The 19,353-nt window shown below is 44.4% G+C and carries 18 protein-coding genes and 2 pseudogenes; 13 read left to right on the forward strand and 7 right to left on the reverse strand.

Going from position 1 to position 19,353, the window contains the following annotated elements:
- Positions 1-120: 120 nt before the first annotated feature.
- The 4 genes from MKY98_RS01335 to MKY98_RS01350 form a co-directional block, all read right to left on the reverse strand.
- Entirely contained in the window at positions 121-1,281 is a 1,161-nt protein-coding gene (locus tag MKY98_RS01335; protein ID WP_029516880.1) for an alpha/beta hydrolase family protein, read from the reverse strand.
- Between the two features lie 221 nt (positions 1,282-1,502).
- Positions 1,503-2,558: a HAMP domain-containing sensor histidine kinase gene (locus MKY98_RS01340; protein ID WP_029516879.1), complete on the reverse strand. Its 1,056-nt coding sequence runs from the start codon at positions 2,556-2,558 to the stop codon at positions 1,503-1,505.
- A 1-nt stretch (position 2,559) separates the two neighbouring features.
- Entirely contained in the window at positions 2,560-3,255 is a 696-nt protein-coding gene (locus MKY98_RS01345) for a response regulator transcription factor (protein WP_029516878.1), read from the reverse strand.
- 491 nt (positions 3,256-3,746) lie between these two features.
- On the reverse strand, positions 3,747-4,583 hold the full coding sequence (locus MKY98_RS01350; RefSeq protein ID WP_029516877.1) for a helix-turn-helix transcriptional regulator: 837 nt from the start codon (positions 4,581-4,583) through the stop codon (positions 3,747-3,749).
- Between the two features lie 138 nt (positions 4,584-4,721).
- Here MKY98_RS01350 and MKY98_RS01355 point away from each other — a divergent pair, with 138 nt between their 5' ends.
- Positions 4,722-6,008: a Gfo/Idh/MocA family protein gene (locus MKY98_RS01355; RefSeq protein ID WP_069010135.1), complete on the forward strand. Its 1,287-nt coding sequence runs from the start codon at positions 4,722-4,724 to the stop codon at positions 6,006-6,008.
- Between the two features lie 111 nt (positions 6,009-6,119).
- On the opposite strand, the gene MKY98_RS01360 is transcribed toward MKY98_RS01355, so the two are convergent.
- Positions 6,120-6,956 (reverse strand): carbonic anhydrase, encoded by an 837-nt coding sequence (locus MKY98_RS01360; RefSeq protein ID WP_069010134.1) that lies wholly within the window; start codon positions 6,954-6,956, stop codon positions 6,120-6,122.
- A gap of 217 nt (positions 6,957-7,173) precedes the next feature.
- Here MKY98_RS01360 and adhP point away from each other — a divergent pair, with 217 nt between their 5' ends.
- Complete coding sequence (adhP, locus tag MKY98_RS01365; protein ID WP_069010132.1) at positions 7,174-8,190, forward strand: alcohol dehydrogenase AdhP; 1,017 nt, start codon at positions 7,174-7,176, stop codon at positions 8,188-8,190.
- Between the two features lie 80 nt (positions 8,191-8,270).
- On the opposite strand, the gene MKY98_RS01370 is transcribed toward adhP, so the two are convergent.
- Positions 8,271-8,636: a winged helix-turn-helix transcriptional regulator gene (locus MKY98_RS01370; RefSeq protein WP_013368959.1), complete on the reverse strand. Its 366-nt coding sequence runs from the start codon at positions 8,634-8,636 to the stop codon at positions 8,271-8,273.
- A 189-nt stretch (positions 8,637-8,825) separates the two neighbouring features.
- Here MKY98_RS01370 and MKY98_RS01375 point away from each other — a divergent pair, with 189 nt between their 5' ends.
- From MKY98_RS01375 to MKY98_RS01420, 11 genes and pseudogenes are all read left to right on the forward strand, one after another.
- Positions 8,826-10,022: an MFS transporter gene (locus MKY98_RS01375; protein WP_029516873.1), complete on the forward strand. Its 1,197-nt coding sequence runs from the start codon at positions 8,826-8,828 to the stop codon at positions 10,020-10,022.
- Positions 10,023-10,053: 31 nt separating this feature from the next.
- Complete coding sequence (locus tag MKY98_RS01380) at positions 10,054-10,896, forward strand: aldo/keto reductase (RefSeq protein WP_029516872.1); 843 nt, start codon at positions 10,054-10,056, stop codon at positions 10,894-10,896.
- 167 nt (positions 10,897-11,063) lie between these two features.
- The gene (locus MKY98_RS01385) at positions 11,064-12,086 is read left to right on the forward strand and encodes a LacI family DNA-binding transcriptional regulator (protein ID WP_029516871.1); all 1,023 of its coding nucleotides are present in this window, start codon (positions 11,064-11,066) and stop codon (positions 12,084-12,086) included.
- Positions 12,087-12,267: 181 nt separating this feature from the next.
- On the forward strand, positions 12,268-13,743 hold the full coding sequence (locus MKY98_RS01390) for a glycoside hydrolase family 32 protein (protein WP_069010130.1): 1,476 nt from the start codon (positions 12,268-12,270) through the stop codon (positions 13,741-13,743).
- A 67-nt stretch (positions 13,744-13,810) separates the two neighbouring features.
- On the forward strand, positions 13,811-15,229 hold the full coding sequence (locus tag MKY98_RS01395) for a sucrose-specific PTS transporter subunit IIBC (protein ID WP_029516869.1): 1,419 nt from the start codon (positions 13,811-13,813) through the stop codon (positions 15,227-15,229).
- Between the two features lie 192 nt (positions 15,230-15,421).
- Entirely contained in the window at positions 15,422-15,757 is a 336-nt protein-coding gene (locus tag MKY98_RS01400; protein WP_141695415.1) for a hypothetical protein, read from the forward strand.
- Positions 15,754-16,158, forward strand: a complete 405-nt coding sequence (locus tag MKY98_RS01405; protein ID WP_069010127.1) for a hypothetical protein — start codon at positions 15,754-15,756, stop codon at positions 16,156-16,158. Before MKY98_RS01400 ends, MKY98_RS01405 begins: the two co-directional genes overlap by 4 nt.
- 93 nt (positions 16,159-16,251) lie before the next feature.
- Positions 16,252-16,478 (forward strand): annotated as a pseudogene (locus tag MKY98_RS27005) (transposase); the annotation flags it as partial.
- 55 nt (positions 16,479-16,533) lie between these two features.
- A complete protein-coding gene (locus MKY98_RS27010) occupies positions 16,534-16,671 on the forward strand; it encodes a hypothetical protein (protein ID WP_209018523.1) in 138 nt (45 codons plus the stop codon).
- 109 nt (positions 16,672-16,780) lie between these two features.
- A pseudogene (locus tag MKY98_RS01415) lies at positions 16,781-17,035 on the forward strand (transposase); the annotation flags it as partial.
- 113 nt (positions 17,036-17,148) lie between these two features.
- Positions 17,149-18,096: an NAD(P)-dependent oxidoreductase gene (locus tag MKY98_RS01420; protein ID WP_069010125.1), complete on the forward strand. Its 948-nt coding sequence runs from the start codon at positions 17,149-17,151 to the stop codon at positions 18,094-18,096.
- Positions 18,097-18,448: 352 nt separating this feature from the next.
- On the opposite strand, the gene MKY98_RS01425 is transcribed toward MKY98_RS01420, so the two are convergent.
- On the reverse strand, positions 18,449-19,237 hold the full coding sequence (locus MKY98_RS01425; protein ID WP_029516864.1) for a helix-turn-helix domain-containing protein: 789 nt from the start codon (positions 19,235-19,237) through the stop codon (positions 18,449-18,451).
- Positions 19,238-19,353: the final 116 nt, after the last annotated feature.

The raw sequence follows: 19,353 nt of genomic DNA on the forward strand, positions 1-19,353 counted from the left end.
GAAATTTCTTCTGTACTATTTGATAATCTAGACACAACAAAAGAAACGATTGACTCATATTCAAAACTACGAAAGGAGAATGCGAGTGAAATAGACTTTTACGTTATGACGTCTTGGCAATCACTCAGGGCGAGGTGCGGCTGGCCCAAGCCCAATTGAGCAGAGCCAATTCAGCGCTACCTCATGCAGCACGTTGATGTTGTCTACCTGACAGTGTTCTAATCCGCCAAGTCGTCTATCCTCTATCGGGAAGAATGTCTTGTTTTTCGAACCCGCTTGCTCATAATTTTTCAAGGCTTGTGTCAGCGGATTTGGCTGAACCAATATCTCTTCCGCTCCGTGCATTACAAGAAGCGGACATTCTATCTGGTGGAGCACGCCCTCAAGATCATAGGCAAAACGCGGATTACCCGCAAAGTCCTCCAAGCTTTTTGCCCCCAGAATTCTCATGCCATGTGCGGCCAGACTCGGTGGCATCCATTTAAGCATTGCATCCCAATCAAAGGCGTGCGTACCGCCGTCGGAGATGACGGCAGCAATCCTGTGATCGAACGAAGCGAATCGCAAAGAGTCGTAAGCCGCAAAACTCTCACCGTGCACGATAATCTTATCGGGATCGACTTCCGGCCGCGTTAGAAGAAAGTCGATTGCTCGGGAATGGAAAGCCTCACTGTCCGCTCGTCTTCCTTTTCCCTTTTCGTACAGCGAGAGGCCGGTGCCAGGCTGGTCATAGACCAGAAAGTTATATCCACACGAAATAAAAGCGGGACCTAGCCAGAAATAGTTTTCAATGGACCACTCGTCGCCACCGTTGAGAGCAAAAAGGGTCGGCTTCGGACCTTTTATCCAGGAAGGGGAGAAGAAGTAACCATCCAGCTTGACACCTTCGTAATCGACTTGGATCTTCTCCGGTTGGACATCGAAGTACTTTCCGGCAGCTTCGAAGAGTTCATTTACTTTCTTAAATACACGGATTTTCTCGGTGTCATCATCCATCACCGCATATTCCGCAATTCTGTAGTAATTGCAGGCACGAATGTAGCAGTTTCGTGCTGTATACCAGTTTCCAGCCGTTTCGGCCTCCTTGCCGTGTCTTTCCAATGCCTGAGCCGTTATGAGCCATTCCCTGTGCCACGTATCTTTGTCATCGGGGTCAATTTTTTTGCAGGCCTCGTAGATCTCGGTGACATCCGTAGCACCGAGGCTTGCCATACCTAAAGCTTTGGTGACTTGGTATGACATCATGTAGTGATTGGGCCAACGGCTGAACTCAATTGACATTGTAACATCCTCCTTTTCCAGTTCTAGTGATTGTAGTTTTTTTACTACAAGTAATTTTTACAACACAAAGATAAAGCTTTTTTAAAAGAAAAATAAATGTTTGTAAAGAGAATATAAAAAATTATAAAACACTGAAAAAATAAAAAAGGCTGCTGCCTGGGTGTTCACACCTGGCAGTAGCCTTTAACTCCTGTAGTAAAAGAAAATGTGCACAAATAAAATCAGTGTTGTGCGGCCAAGGGAAGACTGAATCTTATCCCCAAACCGCCATATTCGGAAGGGTAGGCGCAAATTTCGCCCCTATGATGTTCAATAATGGATTTACAGCTTGCAAGCCCCAGCCCCAGTCCGCCCTTTTGGATTTGCCGCGATTTATCCACAGTGAAAAATTTGAGGAACAGAGAAGATATATCCTTTTCCGGCACTCCAATTCCATTATCCTCGATTTGAAAAAAGGCATACTGTCCTAGCGGGTATCCAGTCATATACACTTTCAGCTTATTTTTCCCTCCATATCTTACAGCATTGCTAAAGAGGTTGCCGAAAACCCGACGTATCATCGGTTCATTGACCATCAGCAATATATTTTCCGTAAATGAATGGCGGCAAGTAAGCTCGTTGTCAAGTCCTGCCAACTCATACTCATATTCAAGGGCAATGTTTTCAAATAATTTTGATGCTTTTACAGGTGTAGCTACCATAGATTCCAACTCCAGTTTTTCTTTGGTGAAGCTGGAAAAATCATTGATGAGTTCAACCATATATCCTGACTTCTTTTGAATCAAATCATAATATTCCTGCTTTTCAGTTTCTGGTAAATCCTTGTGCGTAGCCAGCAGTTCAGTAAAACCATTAATAGATGTCAAGGGTGTTTTCAAGTCGTGGGCAATTGCCGCGATCATCTCGATCTGCTCTTTGTGGGCGAGTTGAAGCCGGTGCTCCATCTTATTGAAGTGTTTATAAAGTTCTCCGATCTCGTCATTACTTCTCAGAGCTAGCGGAGGCAGTGGATGTACAATATTTACTTCTTCAAGCCTGGTATTCAGAAGCTGAATGGGTTTCTCTATGCAAAAATGAATATAGATAATCAGAATAATAAATATGAAACAGGCAATTGCAAATATGGGCAGGAGCAATGCTATATATCGCGAGTCCAGCAATGAACTGCGTATAGGGGAATATACTGCAAAGACAAGCTTCAGGTACATTCCAATCGAAAACATGAATATTATAAACATCAGCAGGAACAAAAGAGGAAGCTTTATTTTCAGTTTCATACTATTGCTCTCTTTCCGTGTATTTATATCCTATGCCCCATATTGTTTTAATAAAGTCATATTCAGGACCAAGTTTCTTACGGATATTTTTTATATGAACCGTTACGGTATTTATTTCTCCGTATTCGTCTCCCCAGACGTTTTCATATATCTGTTCACGAGTCAATACATTATTGGGGTGGCGCATGAGGATAGACAGAATCTGAAATTCCTTCGTTGATAAGTCGAGCTTCCTGCTATTCAGGAATGCTTCAAACGTCTTATCGTTCAAAATGAGCGGAGAATCCGCCTTTTCGTTACTGGGACTAAGTTCATCCCACTCTTTAAAAAGCCTGTCCACTTTTCTGAAGTGAGCCTTTATCCTGGAGACAAGCTCCTGAATACTGAAAGGTTTGGTCATGTAATCGTCTGCTCCTATTTCGAGCCCGACGATTTTATCAATGTCCTTATCACGCGCACTTAAAAACAAAATTGGAACATTATAAGAATTTCGGATACTTCTGCAGACATCAAGTCCATCCATATCAGGCATTACTATATCAAGAATGATGAAATCGATGTTATTTTCTTCCAATGCAGATAAGGCTTCTTCCCCAGAATATGCCGAAATTATTGCAAATTGCTCGTATCTTAAACTCTTTGTGATGAGTTTTACGATTTCTTCATCGTCGTCTACAACTAATATCGTTTTTAGCATATTTATACCTCCCAGCCGCTTTAAGTGGACTGAATTTATAAAACAAGAGCCGCATGATCCTCTCGCATTGAAAAAAGTAGCGTTCAAAGCGTCTCTGCGGTCGAGCTATGCACATATTCCAGCTTGAAGACCTGCATATAGCTTTTGACGTAATGTCCGGGAGTGTGTCTAATCAAAAGACGGTGTGAAAAGGCTGAAAACCATCACAAGTTTTGGTTTTCAGCCTTTTCCGATAAAGTCCATCCGAGCTACGCACTCCACGTGACTTTGATAGGACTCAAATGGGAAGATCATGAAACATGGTATACCTCAAATGGGTATTCCGCTCCAAATCCCTTACTGATTGAAATCAGTAAGGGATCATGGCTCTATAGTAACAGCTATTATCGTAATGTAAAGGGAGATGTAACGCACATTTTGGATTACACCAACCCTTCGGGTTTTAAAACTCCGAGAACCTTTGGAACAGGAGATGGCGATTTTTCGTATGGCTACTCCTTTTTGTATTTTTTTCGGTACTGTAGCGGGGTGTGCCCGGTAAGATGCTTGAATACACGACCAAAGTGAGCGATGCTGTCAAAACCCGTTTTTTCAGCAATGGAAGTCACTTTCCAGTTTGTTTCTCTCAGGTACACACGAGCCTGCTGGACCCGCACATCTTGAAGATATTCTACTAAGGTAAAACCTGTTGTCTGCTTGAAAATACGGCACAAATACGTGCTGCTAATATAAAAATGATCAGCCAGCTGATCTAGTGACAGGCTCTCGGCATAATGAGCATGCAGGTATGCGATGACTGAGTACACGCGTTGCTGCTTTTCGCTACGTTCCGGTGCAATGGTATCGGCAGTGGCCGATTGTATGCGCCGGATGCGGATAAGGAGCTGGAGTAGCAAGCTTTGGAGATATAGTTGGCGGTAGGCATGTTCTTGGTAGTATTCATCCAGCATTTGCTGGAATAGATGCTCCAGCTCGCATTGTTCTTCCGCGGAGGGGCGAAGCAGAAAGCTTTTTTCTGGCAGAAGAGGCTGGTTCTGATCGCTGGAGGGAGAGACAGTCATTGGCGAGGCTGCAAATTCTTCATCAAAGTTAATCAAAATCCGTTCATGGCTACCGCTACCCTTGTTACTTGTACGGTGAAAATCATGTTTGCTAATCCAAATCAGATCGCCCTTCTGGAGCGCGTATACCCGCTGATTAATGTAGTAGTAACGCTCTCCTGCCAGCAAATAATAGATTTCGTGCGCTTGGTGGACATGGTCGGCGGACATGCTGAATGGCACCGTCCGTAGCGCTTGCTCAATGGCAAAGCGGGGTGTAGCGATCATATCGATAGTCTCCTTTAATGAAAGAATACATAAGGATAATATATGTATATTTTTTGGGAAAAATCATAATAAAAGCGAAGATTTCGCTCTTTCTTATACTATAAAATAAAAGCAATTCATGTAAAGGGTGTGAGCCAATTGGCTAAAATCAAATATGCGCTTGTGGGTACCGGAGGAAGAGCCGAATTTTTTTACGGTGAAGTTGTTACCGTTTTCAAAGATACCTCGGAGCTGATCGCGTTCTGTGACGTCAATCAGACGAGAATGGATTATGCCAATCAGCTGTTGCAGGAGAAATACGAGTATGAGCCGATTGCGACCTATAAAGCACACGAGTTTGATCGGATGATCGCGGAGACGAAGCCGGATATCGTCATTGTCACGACCATTGACCGGGTGCATCACCGGTATATTATCCGGGCGATGGAGCTGGGCTGTGATGTCATTTCTGAGAAGCCGATGACGGTGGATGAGGACAAATGCCAAGACATTCTGGATGCCATAGACCGCACGGGACGGAAGCTGCGCGTCACCTTTAACTACCGCTATGCGCCGCATAATACGAAAATCCGCGAGATTATTATGGACGGAACGCTCGGAGAGGTGCTGTCAGTCAATTTCGAGTGGTTGCTGAATACACAGCATGGCGCAGATTATTTCCGTCGGTGGCACCGTGACAAGCGCAATAGCGGTGGTCTGCTAGTGCATAAATCGACGCATCATTTTGATCTGATGAACTTCTGGCTTGGCTCGAAACCGGAGACGGTGTATGCGATGGGAGATCTGAAATTTTACGGCCGGGAAAATGCGGAGCAGCGTGGCGTGACGGAGTTTTATCAACGGGCTTACGGCAGCAAGGCAGCGGAGAATGACCCCTTTGCGCTACACCTGGACCGTAATGAGCATCTAAAAAGTATGTATCTGGATGCTGAGCATGAGGATGGCTATGTGCGGGATCAAAGCGTATTTGGCGACAATATCAGCATAGAAGACACGCTGAGTGTCATGGTGAAGTATCAGAACAAGACGGTGATGAACTATTCACTGAATGCTTATATGCCTTGGGAGGGCTTTATCATCGTATTTAATGGCACGAAGGGACGGATGGAGGTTCGGGTATCCGAGCAATCCTATGTTAATTCCGGTGGCAGCAAGGCAGATGAGGGTGCGCTCAAAGAGAAGACTATCACCATCTATCCCCACTTTGCAGCACCTTATGAGGTCGAGGTAGAAGAAGGCGTAGGTGGTCATGGCGGAGGAGATCCAGTTATGCTGCGGGATATTTTTGATAAGCCGGCAGAAGATCGGTTTCATCGTGCGGCCTCACATATCGACGGTGCATGGTCCATTTTAACTGGCATCGCCGCCAACCGCTCTATGCGTACAGGTCAGCCAGTGAAGGTGGAGGAACTGGTGCGCTTGTAATGAGTAGTAAATTTAATACCGAAAAGACCCCTCTAACTAGATTGAACAGAGGGGTCTTATTTTGGTATTCAAATATAGAATGCACCTTACATCTTACGGCACTTTATTTTATTATTTATCAGCAGTCAGTTCCCGGGTTCCCAGTTGTTGTACAGGACGATGGTTATCGGGGAAAATGGCAGCAAACTGGTTGATTTGGTCTGCGGACAATTCAATAGGCTGCTCCAGCACTGTCCAATTTACATGTTCTGTGCATGGCGGGGTAGTCAGCGATCCGTTGTAGCGAACGGAGTGCAGGTCTTTTGGCAGCAGCGCAGCGAGATTTATTTCTTCATCCAGAGCCGCTTCTTGGGAAATATCCTTCGGCAGTTTGGACCAAATGCGGTTGAAAGCCTTGTTTTCTTTGCCACTTTGGATAAGGACCCCTAAGACAGCTGTGCTTCCGTTGTCGCTTTGATGGACAAAATGAAGCTCCATTTCAGCATTTTTACCATCAATTTGATGTTCGCTCGGGTGGTGAAAGTGAAACTGCTTTAAAGTGAATTTAGTACCGTCCAGCATGATGTTATTGCTGGCATCGGCAACATTGATTTGCACAGTGTGCCCATTATTCAAAATGGATGCTTTCGTTTTAGTGTAATGAACTTGCAGCGGTTGCTGTGTTTGCGATGCTTCCAGATGGGTATGCTCTATATTGACAGGAGATTGTTCGTGGCCGTTACCACAAGCAACAAAATCTTTTTCCAGCTCTCCCCAATGTTCCGGTCCCTGATCTCCTTCATAGGACCAGTGTGGGCCTTTCTGAACAACTGCATGAGCGTTGTTAACTGATGAGGATGAAGTGCTAGTGGTACTAGAAATGGCGGGCTGTGAATTGCATCCTGTTACCGATACAGCCAAGATAATGGCAAATATGCTGAACAGGCAACCTTTCCAGTTTTTTTTCATGTTTCTTTATCCTTCTTCCAAAATAGAATATGTGAAACTTTTTACATTGTAAATTATTGTACAAAGTTCCTACAAGGGTCCAAGGACTTAGAAAGAAGCGTTTTTGGATTAAATAGTTTTAAGTTAGATTTATATTTGTCCTTTTTGGGCAAAAATTACTATAATAATGAGTGTACATTACAAAATAATTCCATATCTATTTAAAGGAGAGATCTACATGAAAGCAGCAATTGTTACAAAAGACAAGAAAGTCAGTATAGAAGAGAGACCTTTGCGTTCCTTGAAGCATGGAGAAGCGTTAGTCCAAGTTGAATACTGCGGAGTTTGCCACACAGATTTACATGTGAAAAATGCAGATTTCGGTGATGTCACAGGCAGAGTTCTAGGGCATGAAGGTATTGGAAAAGTCATTGAATTAGGTGAAGGAGTAACCAGTCTTAAAATTGGTGATCGCGTAAGTATTGCCTGGATGTTCGAAAGCTGCGGTCATTGTGAATATTGCCTAACTGGGCGGGAAACGCTGTGTCGTGAAGTTAAAAATGCCGGATATACGGTAGACGGTGCAATGGCAGAGCAATGTATTGTCACAGCTGACTACGCGGTCAAGGTACCAGATAGTCTTGATCCTGCCGCTGCAAGTAGTGTAACTTGTGCAGGGGTTACAACATATAAAGCAGTTAAAGTAAGTGAAATCAAACCAGGCCAATGGATCGGTATCTTCGGCATTGGCGGCTTGGGTAACCTGGCGGTGCAATATGCCAAAAATGTATTCAATGCTAAAGTTGTAGCCTTTGATATCAGTGATGAAAAACTAGAACTGGCCAAACAAATTGGTGCTGACTATACCGTTAACAGTATGAAAGAAGATCCGGTCGCCCGAGCCAAGGAGTTAACAAACGGTTCTGGTCTGGATGCAACCGTAGTTACTGCTGTTGCCAAAACACCTTTCAACCAGGCCATCGACGTTGTAAAAGCTGGCGCGCGTGTTGTAGCTGTAGGTCTTCCAACCGATAAGATGGATCTGGACATTCCTCGTCTGGTTCTGGACGGCATTCAAGTTATTGGCTCCTTGGTCGGCACTCGTGAAGACCTTAAAGAAGCGTTCCAGTTCGCTGCAGAAGGTAAAGTCGTCCCTCTTGTACAAAAACGTCCGCTCGAAGACATTAATGAGATCTTCGAGGAGATGGAGCAGGGCAAAATCCAAGGACGCATGGTCATTGATTTCACAAAATAAAATAATGCCCCATTCGTAACCCTTGGAATTTGGAGAAAGAGGAAGCGCCTGCTGATGTATTGCAGGCGCTCTTTTTGGCTTTACAGCTTATTCAGAATGTTATCTTCCAAAACCGCAGATTTATCCCCATATTCTTTGATGATATGTCTTTCTCCCCAGGCACAAAGAGAATCTAAAATGCTTTTCAGACTACATCCATATTCACTAAGCTCGTACTCCACTTTGGGTGGAACCTGATTATAGCTAATCCGATTGACAATGCCGTCTTCCTCTAATTCACGAAGCTGCTGAGTCAGCATTTTTTGTGTTATGGAAGGCATCATCCGTTTTAATTCGCTTGTCCGCATCTTTCCATGTGTCAAATGACACAGAATCACGCATTTCCATTTCCCCCCGATCACCTCTAACGTCGCCTCAACAGAGATATTGTATTTTTTCTTCCCCAATGCCGATCCCTCCATGTGTATCGCTTTTCTGTTATACATACCTTAACATCCTGTTTTAATCAAAAAGGACTTTATTTAGGGTACTTTTTGGTACCTATATCACTAAAAAGTACGTACTGTTCATAATTGCTTGAATAACTCATAATAACATCTGTTGGTTGAAGATTTCTATAGATAGGAGGGAAAAACATGTCGCCAGAATCAAAAGGAAGTATATGGCCATTACTGGCTCTAGCCGTAAGCGCCTTTGCGATTGGGACAACTGAGTTCATCAGCGTGGGACTGCTTCCCCTCATTGCTGAAGACTTGCACATATCTGTAACGATGTCCGCACTAACTGTAACGCTGTATGCATTAGGAGTTACCATCGGGGCACCTGTCTTGACCTCATTAACATCAAGTGTTCCCCGTAAAACGTTGCTGCTGTGGATCATGATTATATTTATTGCAGGTAACAGCCTTGCTGCGGTCTCTAGTGGAATTGCCTTGCTGCTGATTGCACGTGTGATCTCGGCGTTCGCCCATGGGGTGTTCATGTCCATCGGTTCCACCATCGCGGCCGATCTTGTGCCGGATGATCGTCGAGCGAGTGCGATTTCCATTATGTTCTCCGGGTTGACCGTAGCCACAGTCACAGGTGTACCTTTGGGTACCTATATTGGGCAGCAATGGGGTTGGCGGGCTGCATTTATGGCGATTGTGGTCGTCGGTGTAGTGGCACTCATCGCCAATCTGATTCTGCTGCCATCTACACTGCGCAAAGGGAACAAGACTCCTTTCCGCGAGCAGGTCAAACTGGTTACCAATGGTCGCTTGCTACTTGCATTTATCATTACAGCTTTGGGGTATGGAGGCACATTTGTGGTGTTTACTTATTTATCTCCATTACTCCACGACATAACCGGATTTCAGCAAAGTACGGTAACGTTTATTCTTTTGCTGTATGGAATTGCGATTGCCATCGGGAATGTCATTGGCGGAAAAGCAGCAAACCGTAAGCCGCTTTCAGCTTTGTTTTACATGTTTCTGATTCAAGCAGTGATCCTTTTTCTCCTGTTGTTCACGGCACCTTTTAAAACGGCAGGACTGATTACGATCTTCTTTATGGGATTGCTTGCGTTTATGAACGTGCCCGGGTTACAGGTATATGTAGTCATGTTAGCCGAACGGTTTGCACCCAAAGCTGTCGATGTTGCCTCTGCTGTTAATATTGCTGCTTTCAACGCAGGGATAGCCATCGGAGCTTATGTAGGCGGAATTGTAACGGATTCACTCGGTCTCATTCATACAGCCTGGATCGGGAGCATTATGGTTTTCGTTGCGGTCCTGCTCACAGGCTGGAGTCGTATGCTCGAAAAAAGGGATACAACTACCATTACAGGTTAAAGCTTTTAAAAAATAGAGAGGAAGATACAAAATGACACAAAACTTACAAAGCACAACATTGTTAAACAACGGAGTTCGTATGCCTTGGTTTGGCATCGGGGTATTTAAAGTGGAGGAAGGTTCGGAGCTGGTCGATGCTATAAAGGCTGCTGTAAAGCATGGCTACCGCAGTATAGATACAGCTGCAATCTATGCGAATGAAAGCAGTGTAGGGCAGGCTATTCAGGAAGCCCTTCAGGAAAATAATCTGTCCAGAGAAGAACTGTTCGTCACGTCCAAAGTGTGGAATGCAGATTTAGGCTATGAAGAGACAAGAGCAGCTTATGAAGCCAGTCTGGATAAGCTGGGTCTGGAATACCTGGATCTATATCTGATTCATTGGCCAGTTCAGGGAAAGTATAAAGAAGCTTGGAGAGCGTTGGAATCCTTGTATAAAGAAGGACGGATTAAGGCAATTGGAGTCAGCAACTTCCAGATTCATCATTTGGAAGATCTCATGAAAGATGCTGAAATCAAGCCAATGATCAATCAGGTGGAGTTCCATCCACAATTAACCCAAACCGAGCTGTTGCAATTCTGTCAAAGGAACGACATTCAAATGGAAGCCTGGTCCCCGTTAATGCAAGGCCAATTGCTGGATCATCCGGTACTGCAAGACATAGCGACCAAGTACGGTAAATCGGTGGCGCAAGTGATTTTACGCTGGGATGTGCAGCAGGGAGTTGTCACCATTCCCAAGTCTACCAAGGCGCATCGGATCGTCGAAAATGCCGATATTTTTGACTTCGAACTGACGCGCGAGGATATGGATCGAATTCAGGCGTTAAATGCCGATCTTCGGGTAGGTCCAGATCCGGATAACTTTGATTTTTAAAATTACGTTCATCATGAGACGCCGTTTCCTTCTTCACTGAAGGGACGGCGTTTTTGCATGATGGGTCTGGAGCCACAGCAATCCAATCCCGCCATATGGTATTATAGGGTTATGTGAAAAGAGACGTTTTGGAAGCTTGTGAATACGAAAAATCTCCGGGGGACTTCATGAATAAGACGATTGCAGATATAGCCCAAATGGCTGGTGTATCCAAGAGCACGGTATCCCGTTTTTTGAACGGCGGGTCTGTCAGCGTGGATACGAAACGAAAAATTGAAAAAGTGGTTAAAGCCACGGGCTATGTGCCCAATGCCTTTGCCCAGAGTCTTAAGGCGAAGCGGACCAACATCATCGGCACCGTTGTGCCGCGTCTGGATTCTTTTGCGACATCTCATACGCTGATGGGGATTGATGAGGAACTGCGTTCTCAGCATTATCAGATGCTGATCTCCAATACGAGCCAGGATGTACAGCGTGAAATCGAAGCCATTTATGAGCTGGGCCGACAAAAGATTTCGGGTATCATTTTGCTGGCTGCTCAAATTACAGACGACCATCTGACCGCGATTCGTGACATCGGTATTCCAGTGTTGCTGGTGGGCCAGCAGCACGAGCAGCTTCATAGCCTTATCCATGATGACTATCGTGCAGGATATGATATTGGCACGTACGTTTTGTCTCAGGGACACCGCGAAATTGCCTACGTTGGTGTTACTGAAAAGGATGTTGCCGTCGGTGTGCAGCGCAAGGAGGGCTTTAGGCAGGCTGTACGCGATGCATTGCCTACTGAGTCTTGTACGGACGATGCGATGCAAGCAGCAGGGTATGATATCAGATACTATGAGACCGGATTTAAAATGTCCGATGCACGAATTGCTGCATCCGCTATTTTGGACAATTTCAAGCCAACGTTAATGGTGTGTGCTACGGATAATATTGCGCTGGGCGTAATCAATGCTGCTTATTCCAGAGGGATTGTCATTCCGTCGGATTTGTCGGTAACTGGCTTTGGGGGATACGATATTACGGAGGTCATTCACCCTGCGCTGACAACCGTTCAATATCCGTATATGGATGCTGGACGTGTAGCAGCGCAAAATATTATGCGGCTGGTAGAACATAAATCGGTAGAAAAAGTGACGGTCATGAATTATTCCCTTATCGAAAGAGAAAGCGTTGACAAACGCTGAACAAGTGGATTATAATTTCTTCGAAACCGGTTCCATAGTATACGGACATAAATGGAATCGGTTGCAAATCCATGGATGAGCATTTTTTTAATCGTATGGGAACCGGTTCCGAAAGAATATTTTTTTCACTAATTTGGAACCGGTTCCTGAGGCGAAGTTTTAATAAAAATGAGGTACAACTATGAAAATGACAAGAGAACAAAAGTATCGAGTGATCGAGCAGGCAGAGCCCGGTGAAATAGCCAGCTTGGAGGAGAAAGTGGAGCAATGTCACTGGCGGCAGGGGTTTCATATCCAGCCACCGACAGGTTTGCTCAATGACCCTAATGGCTTTTCGTATTACCAAGGTGAATACCACTTATTTTATCAGTGGTTTCCACTCGGAACGGATCATGGGATGAAATACTGGTATCATTTGAAATCCAGAGATTTGGCCACATGGAATAGTGCGGGTATTGGCATTGCACCTGGGGATTATTTTGATTCACATGGGGCTTACTCAGGCAGCGCACTGGAGCATGAGGGCAAATTATATATGCTGTATACGGGAAATGCACGAGATGAAGATTGGATCAGACATCCTTATCAATGCATGGCTGTTATGGACGAGAACGGTCGCATTACTAAATGGGAGCACCCCGTTATTTCCAATGTGCCAGAAGGGTATACAGACCATTTTCGTGATCCCAAGCTATGGAAAGACGGCGATAGCTTTTACTGTGTGATTGGTGCCCAAAGAACGAATTTAACAGGCTGCGCCGTCCTCTACCGATCAACCGACCTTCATTCATGGGAGTTTGAGGGAGAATTGTGCACAGGGCTGGAGTCGTTTGGCTACATGTGGGAATGTCCGGATTATTTTGAACTGAACGAAGCGGGTGTCTTGATCTTTTCTCCTCAGGGCTTGGAGCCTTCCGGGGATGAAAATCACAATATTTATCAATCGGGCTACGTAATCGGCAAGCCGTTAGATACCGGTACAAAAATACTGGAGCACGGCGCATTCCACGAGCTCGACAGAGGCTTTGACTTCTATGCGCCACAGACGATGATTGACCCGCAGGGGCGGCGTATTATGGTGGCATGGATGGGTCTGCCGGATATCGACTATCCCACAGATCCGAACGGATGGGCTCATTGTCTGACATTACCAAGGGAGCTTACGCTTCATGAGGGCAAACTCTTGCAGCGGCCAATTCCTGAGCTGACTACGCTACGCAGAAATCGTGAGGATCGGGTAGCTGACACGTTATTCTCAGAGAGCAAAACCTATGAAGGATTTACAGGTACGGCCTATGAGCTGATCTGTGAGGTAGATCTTTTAAGCGCTAAGATGTTTGGTATTGAATTCCGTGCGAGTGAGACTGAGAAAACGGTAATTAAATATGATGCCATCAGTCGCAAACTTGTATTGGATCGTTCGCAATCAGGTGAGCCTGTAGCCACTTCGTATGGTGAGATACGGCAGTGTTCATGGGATAAAGATCATATCAAACTTCATTTGTTTGTAGATACGTCTTCGGTTGAGATTTTCGTCAATGATGGGGAAGAGGTGTTCACCAGTCGTATTTTTCCGCATCCAGAGAGTGACGAAATACGCTTTTTTGCCGACAAGGGAGAGGCTCTCTTCCAGGCGGTGAAATGGGATTTTACATGAGTAGGCTAAAACATCAAGTGGATCGTTAATCATCAAACATAACGGAATCAACGAGAGGATGAACATCATGGCGGAGAACAGAGAAATAGCTAAAGAAGTGATCCAGGCAATCGGTGGGCAAGAAAATATTGCATCTTTTGCTCATTGCGCGACGCGCTTGCGGATTATGGTGCATGACAAGGAGAAAATTGATCAGAAAAAAGTTGAGGAGATCGACAAGGTCAAGGGTGCTTTCTTCAATTCCGGGCAATATCAGATTATTTTTGGTACAGGTACGGTAAATCGAATTTTCGAAGAGGTTGAAAAGCTTGGCGTGACTGGTTCATCTAAAGAAGAGGTGAAGAGTCAGGCGAAAAAGGAAGGGAACGTCTTCCAGCGCTCCATCCGTACCTTTGGTGATGTGTTTGTACCGATTATTCCTGTGCTGGTCGCTACAGGGCTGTTCATGGGGCTACGTGGCTTGCTCACTCAGCCGCAAATTCTCGCTCTACTTGGCATGACGCCACAGGACATTTCACCCAATTTTCTATTGTACACACAAGTATTAACAGATACGGCCTTTGCTTTTCTGCCAGCGTTAGTCGCATGGTCAGCCTTTAGAGTATTCGGTGGTAGTCCAGTGCTGGGTATCGTTCTCGGTCTGATGCTGGTAAATCCAGCCTTGCCCAACGCTTATAGTGTTGCGGACGGTTCAGCCCACCCGTTGACGATGTTCGGATTCATTCCTGTGGTGGGCTATCAAGGCTCGGTATTGCCAGCTTTCTTCGTGGGCTTGATCGGAGCCAAGCTGGAGCGGGCGCTGCGCAAACGGGTGCCTGAAGCGCTAGATTTGATTCTTACACCGTTTTTAACACTGTTGATCATGATCACCCTGGGATTGTTTGCAATCGGTCCAATTTTCCATTCACTCGAAGAATGGGTGCTGCACGGAACAACGTTTGTGCTGGATTTGCCTTTCGGTATTGCAGGGATTGTCATCGGTTTCTTGCATCAGATTATCGTTGTTACAGGTGTGCATCATATCTTTAATTTCTTGGAGATTCAACTGCTTGAAAAGAACGGCGCGAACGCCTTTAACGCCATCATTACCTGCGCTATGGCTGCTCAAGGTGCTGCCTGTCTGGCGGTTGGACTGAAAACGAAGAATAGCAAGCTAAAAGCGTTAGCACTTCCTTCCTCGTTGTCTGCTTTTCTGGGGATTACGGAACCGGCTATTTTCGGGGTCAACCTGAGATACATGAAGCCTTTTGTCATGGGGCTTATCGGTGGTGCGGTTGGCGGTTTTATCGCTTCACTCTTCCATTTGGCGGCTACAGGTATGGCAGTTACAGTCATTCCAGGCACGTTGCTCTACATGAACCATCAGCTTCCGCTTTACATTTTGGCGAACTTGGCTGCTATGGTTGTAGCCTTTGTCCTGACCTGGATGTTTGGCTATAACGATAAAATGCTGGAAGAGGTCAAAACAGCGGGTTCTTCAACTTAATATGATTTCGGAATAAGCACAGATTCGCATATAAATGAACTATAACGGTCGCCCTACTTTGGAGCGCTCTTGGCCCTTGTTGAAAAGGGATGCTAGAGAAGCTTCCAGGTGGGGAGACCGTTTTTTATAGACTTTATCATTACGTATCCGGATACGTAATTTGGCTTTGGCCAACAATCGGCTCATAACGCAATGGTTTCAGAGCATCTCAATGAAATGGACTTCCCACCATATTCTTCAATTGCTAATTCGAATTCACTATTGAGCGGTTTGACGCCTGAAGAATATAATGAAGTTATCAAAAATGCGAAACCCATAGAATCAATTGCTGTTGAAAAAGAGGTTTTTGCCGTTTATGGAAGATATACAGATGAAAATAGGAATTTTCAAATTAAAGCTTCAGGTATTGGAGAATATCAGGTAATGGTACTTAACCACGATTATTATGTTTTTTATGAACTCGTTATAATACTAATATTTTCTAAAATACGTAATACATCTTTTGAGAAGGGAGGTGTGTGCGTGTGAACAAGCGATTAAGAACAAGTGTTGTTGTCTTAGGTCTAACTGTTCTTATCGGAGGGGTTATAACCGTCATTCAAAGCCAAACTTTTGCTAATGAAATTAAAACTGAGGTTAAGGTAACCGGCGATTCTAAAACCAGTGTAACCAAAACTGAGACTAAGGCAACCGATGATTCTAACCAGCTCTCACCAGAGAGAAAGAAAGAACTAACTCATCTAGCTGAATCTAAACAACCCCATGTCCTGTTAACTGAGCACGGAGATTTTTATCCCGTTAAGGTTCCAAACAAGTACCAAAGTGATCAGGTTGCAAATTTGGATAATAAGGGAGAAGAAATAACTTCTAAAACAAAACAGGTCATTTTAAGAAATTTCACCTACGAAAAAAAAGAGGAAGAAAACTGATTTTCCCAGGAACGCTCAAAAAAATGAGCGTTCTTTTTTCTAGGGTGTGTACGCAAACTGTAGATCAAGAGAATATTTTGGAGAATAAGAGATATGAGACGAAGATACAAATTAACAGACCGTGAGTGGGAAGTCGTTCAGATGTTTTTGCCCCCAGTACGAAAATCACAAGGAGGTCGACCACCCAAAAACCGTCGTCAAATGTTGAATGCCGTCCTCTGGGTGCCCGTACGGGTGCTCCTTGGCGTGATTTACCCGATTATTATGGTCCTTGGTCCTCGGTCTACAGCTTTTTCTGGCGCCTACAAAAGGCCGGCATTTGGGATGAAATCCTGAAGCACGTTACCATTGAACCTGACTTTGAGCAAATGATGATTGATTCAACGATTGTCCGAGTCCATCAGCATGGGGCCGGCGCAAAAGGGGGCCAGCAAGCAAGCGATCGGACGTTCCCGAGGCGGATTAACCACGAAAATCCATGCCGTGGTGGATGCGCTGGGCAATCCGCTATGACAAGACAGCGAGCATGTTCAAGGCTTTTTTGGCGTTGATTTCGATAAGGATGTGGCTCAAATAGGTTTGCGTATAGGCTCTAATCAATCTAATTAGGTCGATATTGTGGATGATCCTGGATAACGGCCGCATTCATCATGCAGCCCAAGTGCAAGATTTCTTGAAGCAGCATCACCGATTACAATTTGTTTTTCTGCCGAAGTACTCGCCTGACCTTAACCTGATTGAAGGTTTATGGAAGTGGCTAAAGAGCGATGTCGTTCACAACGTATTTTACAAGAAGTTTTATCATATTCGAATCAATGTCGCAGCCTTCATGAAACGCGTCAATGACAAATCGTTGGAGGTCATTGATCGCTTGTGAATACGAATGTAATTCAAAAATTCAGTCTATGTAGAATTTATATAAACGATCAATTTTACAAATATCAATAAACATATTATTGTAAAAACAAAGAAATTGGAGGTGGCTTGACAATGAAAATTCTTATAGTAGGCTATTTTACACAAATTTCAAAATCAAATATTAAAAAATATTTTCCTAATGACTGGGACATTGTAATTGTGCCGCCGGGAAAAGAAATGCTGCATCATATTGGAGACTGTCAGGTAATCATACCTGAACATATCAAAGTGGATCGCGACTTACTTTCCATGGCAAAGAATTTGAAACTGGTACAGACGGGTGCAGGGTATGATAATGTAGATATTGATGCCTGCACGCAACTAGGTATTTGGGTAGCTAATGCTGCAGGAGTGAATGCGCAGGCAGTGGCCGAGCATGTAATGGCGCTGATGTTGTCTTATTATAAAAACATACCCTACCTTGATAGATTCATGAAAACCAGAACAGATGAAAAACAGTTGGATTATACAGGAAGTGAATTAAAAGATAAAACGATAGGAATTATCGGCTTTGGTGCTGTCGGTAAAAAAGTAGCTGAGTTTTGCAGGGTTTTTGATATGAATGTGCTAGTTAATGCTAGACATGCCGTTGTACAACCTGACAGCTTTGTAAAAATGACGGATTTCGATAATCTTGTAAGCGTATCAGATATAGTCACTGTACATACGTCACTGAATCCGCAAACCAAACAACTGATTGATAAAGGAGTATTCAAAAAGATGAAGAATACCGCACTTTTTATCAATACGGCTCGCGGTGGGATTGTCAATGAAAATGACTTAATAGCTGCTTTAAAAGATAAAGAAATTTCAGGAGCATGCTTGGATGTGTTTGAATCTGAACCGCTTTCAATTGACAGTGAACTAAGGGATCTGAGTAATGTCATACTTACTCCCCATACTGCTGGCATGCCAGATGGCGTCAAGTTGCATAAAAAAAGATATGATTTCTTTGTGAATAATATAAAGCATATAAAAAACGGTGAAGAACCCGAAAGCAAGCTTAATCAGGTGTTATAGTTCTGATAATTTTTCATTTTATTAAAAAAACAGTCGATCAATTGGCCGTTCTTTATACGTATCCTGGTCATACGCCCGCTTCCTCCTCCGGTCTCGTTTGCTCGGAATCCATTACCGAATCATCTGCCTGTCCCGGTGTTAACTCAAAGCAGAGCGGATTCGCCAGTGCATCAACCACGAACGCCAGAAAAAGCTGTAGGCTGAAGACCAAGGGCCATTATAATCGGGTAAATAATGCCATGAAGCACCGGTACGGGCAACCCAGAGGACGGCTTCACAGTTTGCGTACACACCCTAGCTTCAAATTCAAAATTGCTTCGTATCATCTTCCCATAATCCTATTTCTGTAGTTCTAAACGATGGAGGAACGTTCATCCAGAAATTCGGACGGTGAGCAGCCTGTTAACCGTTTGAAGATTCGATGGAAATAGGACACATCACTATATCCCACATACTCCGAAATTTCACGAATCGTTAGCCGGGACTCGGTCAGCATGTAGATGGCGGTTTTAATACGTTGCGTATGTACATGCTCGCTGATCGTTTGGCGTGTTACCTCACGCAGCAGCGTCGCGGCATAATTGGGGGTTTTACGGATGGCGTCGCCAAGCTCCTCCTTGGTTACCTTTTCCCGGTAATGGTTCTGGATATACTGTTTCATATGTTCCACATGTCGCTCTCGATCGCAAGAAATGGCGCCTTTGTCCCATTCCTGATTCATATATATCATGGCCTCGGTCAGCAGACAGTCAGCCATCATGGTGTAGTAGCTTGGGTGTTCAGTCCATTGATAGTACATCGATTTGATCCGTTCATGCAGCATGTCGTAGCATCCGGGCTTGATCAACAACGGCTTGTCAGTATTCAGGATGGGAAGTGTGCTGTTCGTACATGTTTTGCGGCAATGTATCACATACTTGGTATGAAAAAGCGTAGGAATGCTCTTGCCATAGTAATCCAGATGACTGGGTAAAAGCAGTGTTTCACCTTTACCGAGAATGAATTTGCAATCGTTCACCCAATATACACATTTGCCAAAGGTGACCAAAATGAACAGTAAGTCATCGTTGTCGCTATTTGCACTAGCCTTTTCATACCAGTCCACTCCGTTGTCCTGCCGTATATCCACCAATGTAATCACGAAACTCACTCCCCGATGTCTTCAACATTCATTATACTGTAGTACATTCATCATACTATAGTTCATAGTCTTGGTGCACGGGTACAGGTAGAATAGAGCCATATAAGTTTAATGTA

The sequence above is a fragment of the Paenibacillus sp. FSL M8-0228 genome, assembly GCF_038007385.1.
In the GTDB taxonomy this organism is placed as follows: domain Bacteria; phylum Bacillota; class Bacilli; order Paenibacillales; family Paenibacillaceae; genus Paenibacillus; species Paenibacillus polymyxa_D.

Excerpts from the sequence above, each read along its gene's own strand:
- MKY98_RS01420 (WP_069010125.1), top strand. The coding sequence starts at position 17,149 with ATGAAAATTCTTATAGTAGGCTATTTTACACAAATTTCAAAATCAAAT.
- MKY98_RS01385 (WP_029516871.1), top strand. The coding sequence starts at position 11,064 with ATGAATAAGACGATTGCAGATATAGCCCAAATGGCTGGTGTATCCAAG.
- MKY98_RS01390 (WP_069010130.1), top strand. The coding sequence starts at position 12,268 with ATGAAAATGACAAGAGAACAAAAGTATCGAGTGATCGAGCAGGCAGAG.
- MKY98_RS01350 (WP_029516877.1), bottom strand. The coding sequence starts at position 4,583 with ATGATCGCTACACCCCGCTTTGCCATTGAGCAAGCGCTACGGACGGTG.
- MKY98_RS01375 (WP_029516873.1), top strand. The coding sequence starts at position 8,826 with ATGTCGCCAGAATCAAAAGGAAGTATATGGCCATTACTGGCTCTAGCC.
- adhP (WP_069010132.1), top strand. The coding sequence starts at position 7,174 with ATGAAAGCAGCAATTGTTACAAAAGACAAGAAAGTCAGTATAGAAGAG.
- MKY98_RS01400 (WP_141695415.1), top strand. The coding sequence starts at position 15,422 with ATGGTTTCAGAGCATCTCAATGAAATGGACTTCCCACCATATTCTTCA.
- MKY98_RS01380 (WP_029516872.1), top strand. The coding sequence starts at position 10,054 with ATGACACAAAACTTACAAAGCACAACATTGTTAAACAACGGAGTTCGT.
- MKY98_RS01340 (WP_029516879.1), bottom strand. The coding sequence starts at position 2,558 with ATGAAACTGAAAATAAAGCTTCCTCTTTTGTTCCTGCTGATGTTTATA.
- MKY98_RS01395 (WP_029516869.1), top strand. The coding sequence starts at position 13,811 with ATGGCGGAGAACAGAGAAATAGCTAAAGAAGTGATCCAGGCAATCGGT.
- MKY98_RS01345 (WP_029516878.1), bottom strand. The coding sequence starts at position 3,255 with ATGCTAAAAACGATATTAGTTGTAGACGACGATGAAGAAATCGTAAAA.
- MKY98_RS01335 (WP_029516880.1), bottom strand. The coding sequence starts at position 1,281 with ATGTCAATTGAGTTCAGCCGTTGGCCCAATCACTACATGATGTCATAC.
- MKY98_RS01360 (WP_069010134.1), bottom strand. The coding sequence starts at position 6,956 with ATGAAAAAAAACTGGAAAGGTTGCCTGTTCAGCATATTTGCCATTATC.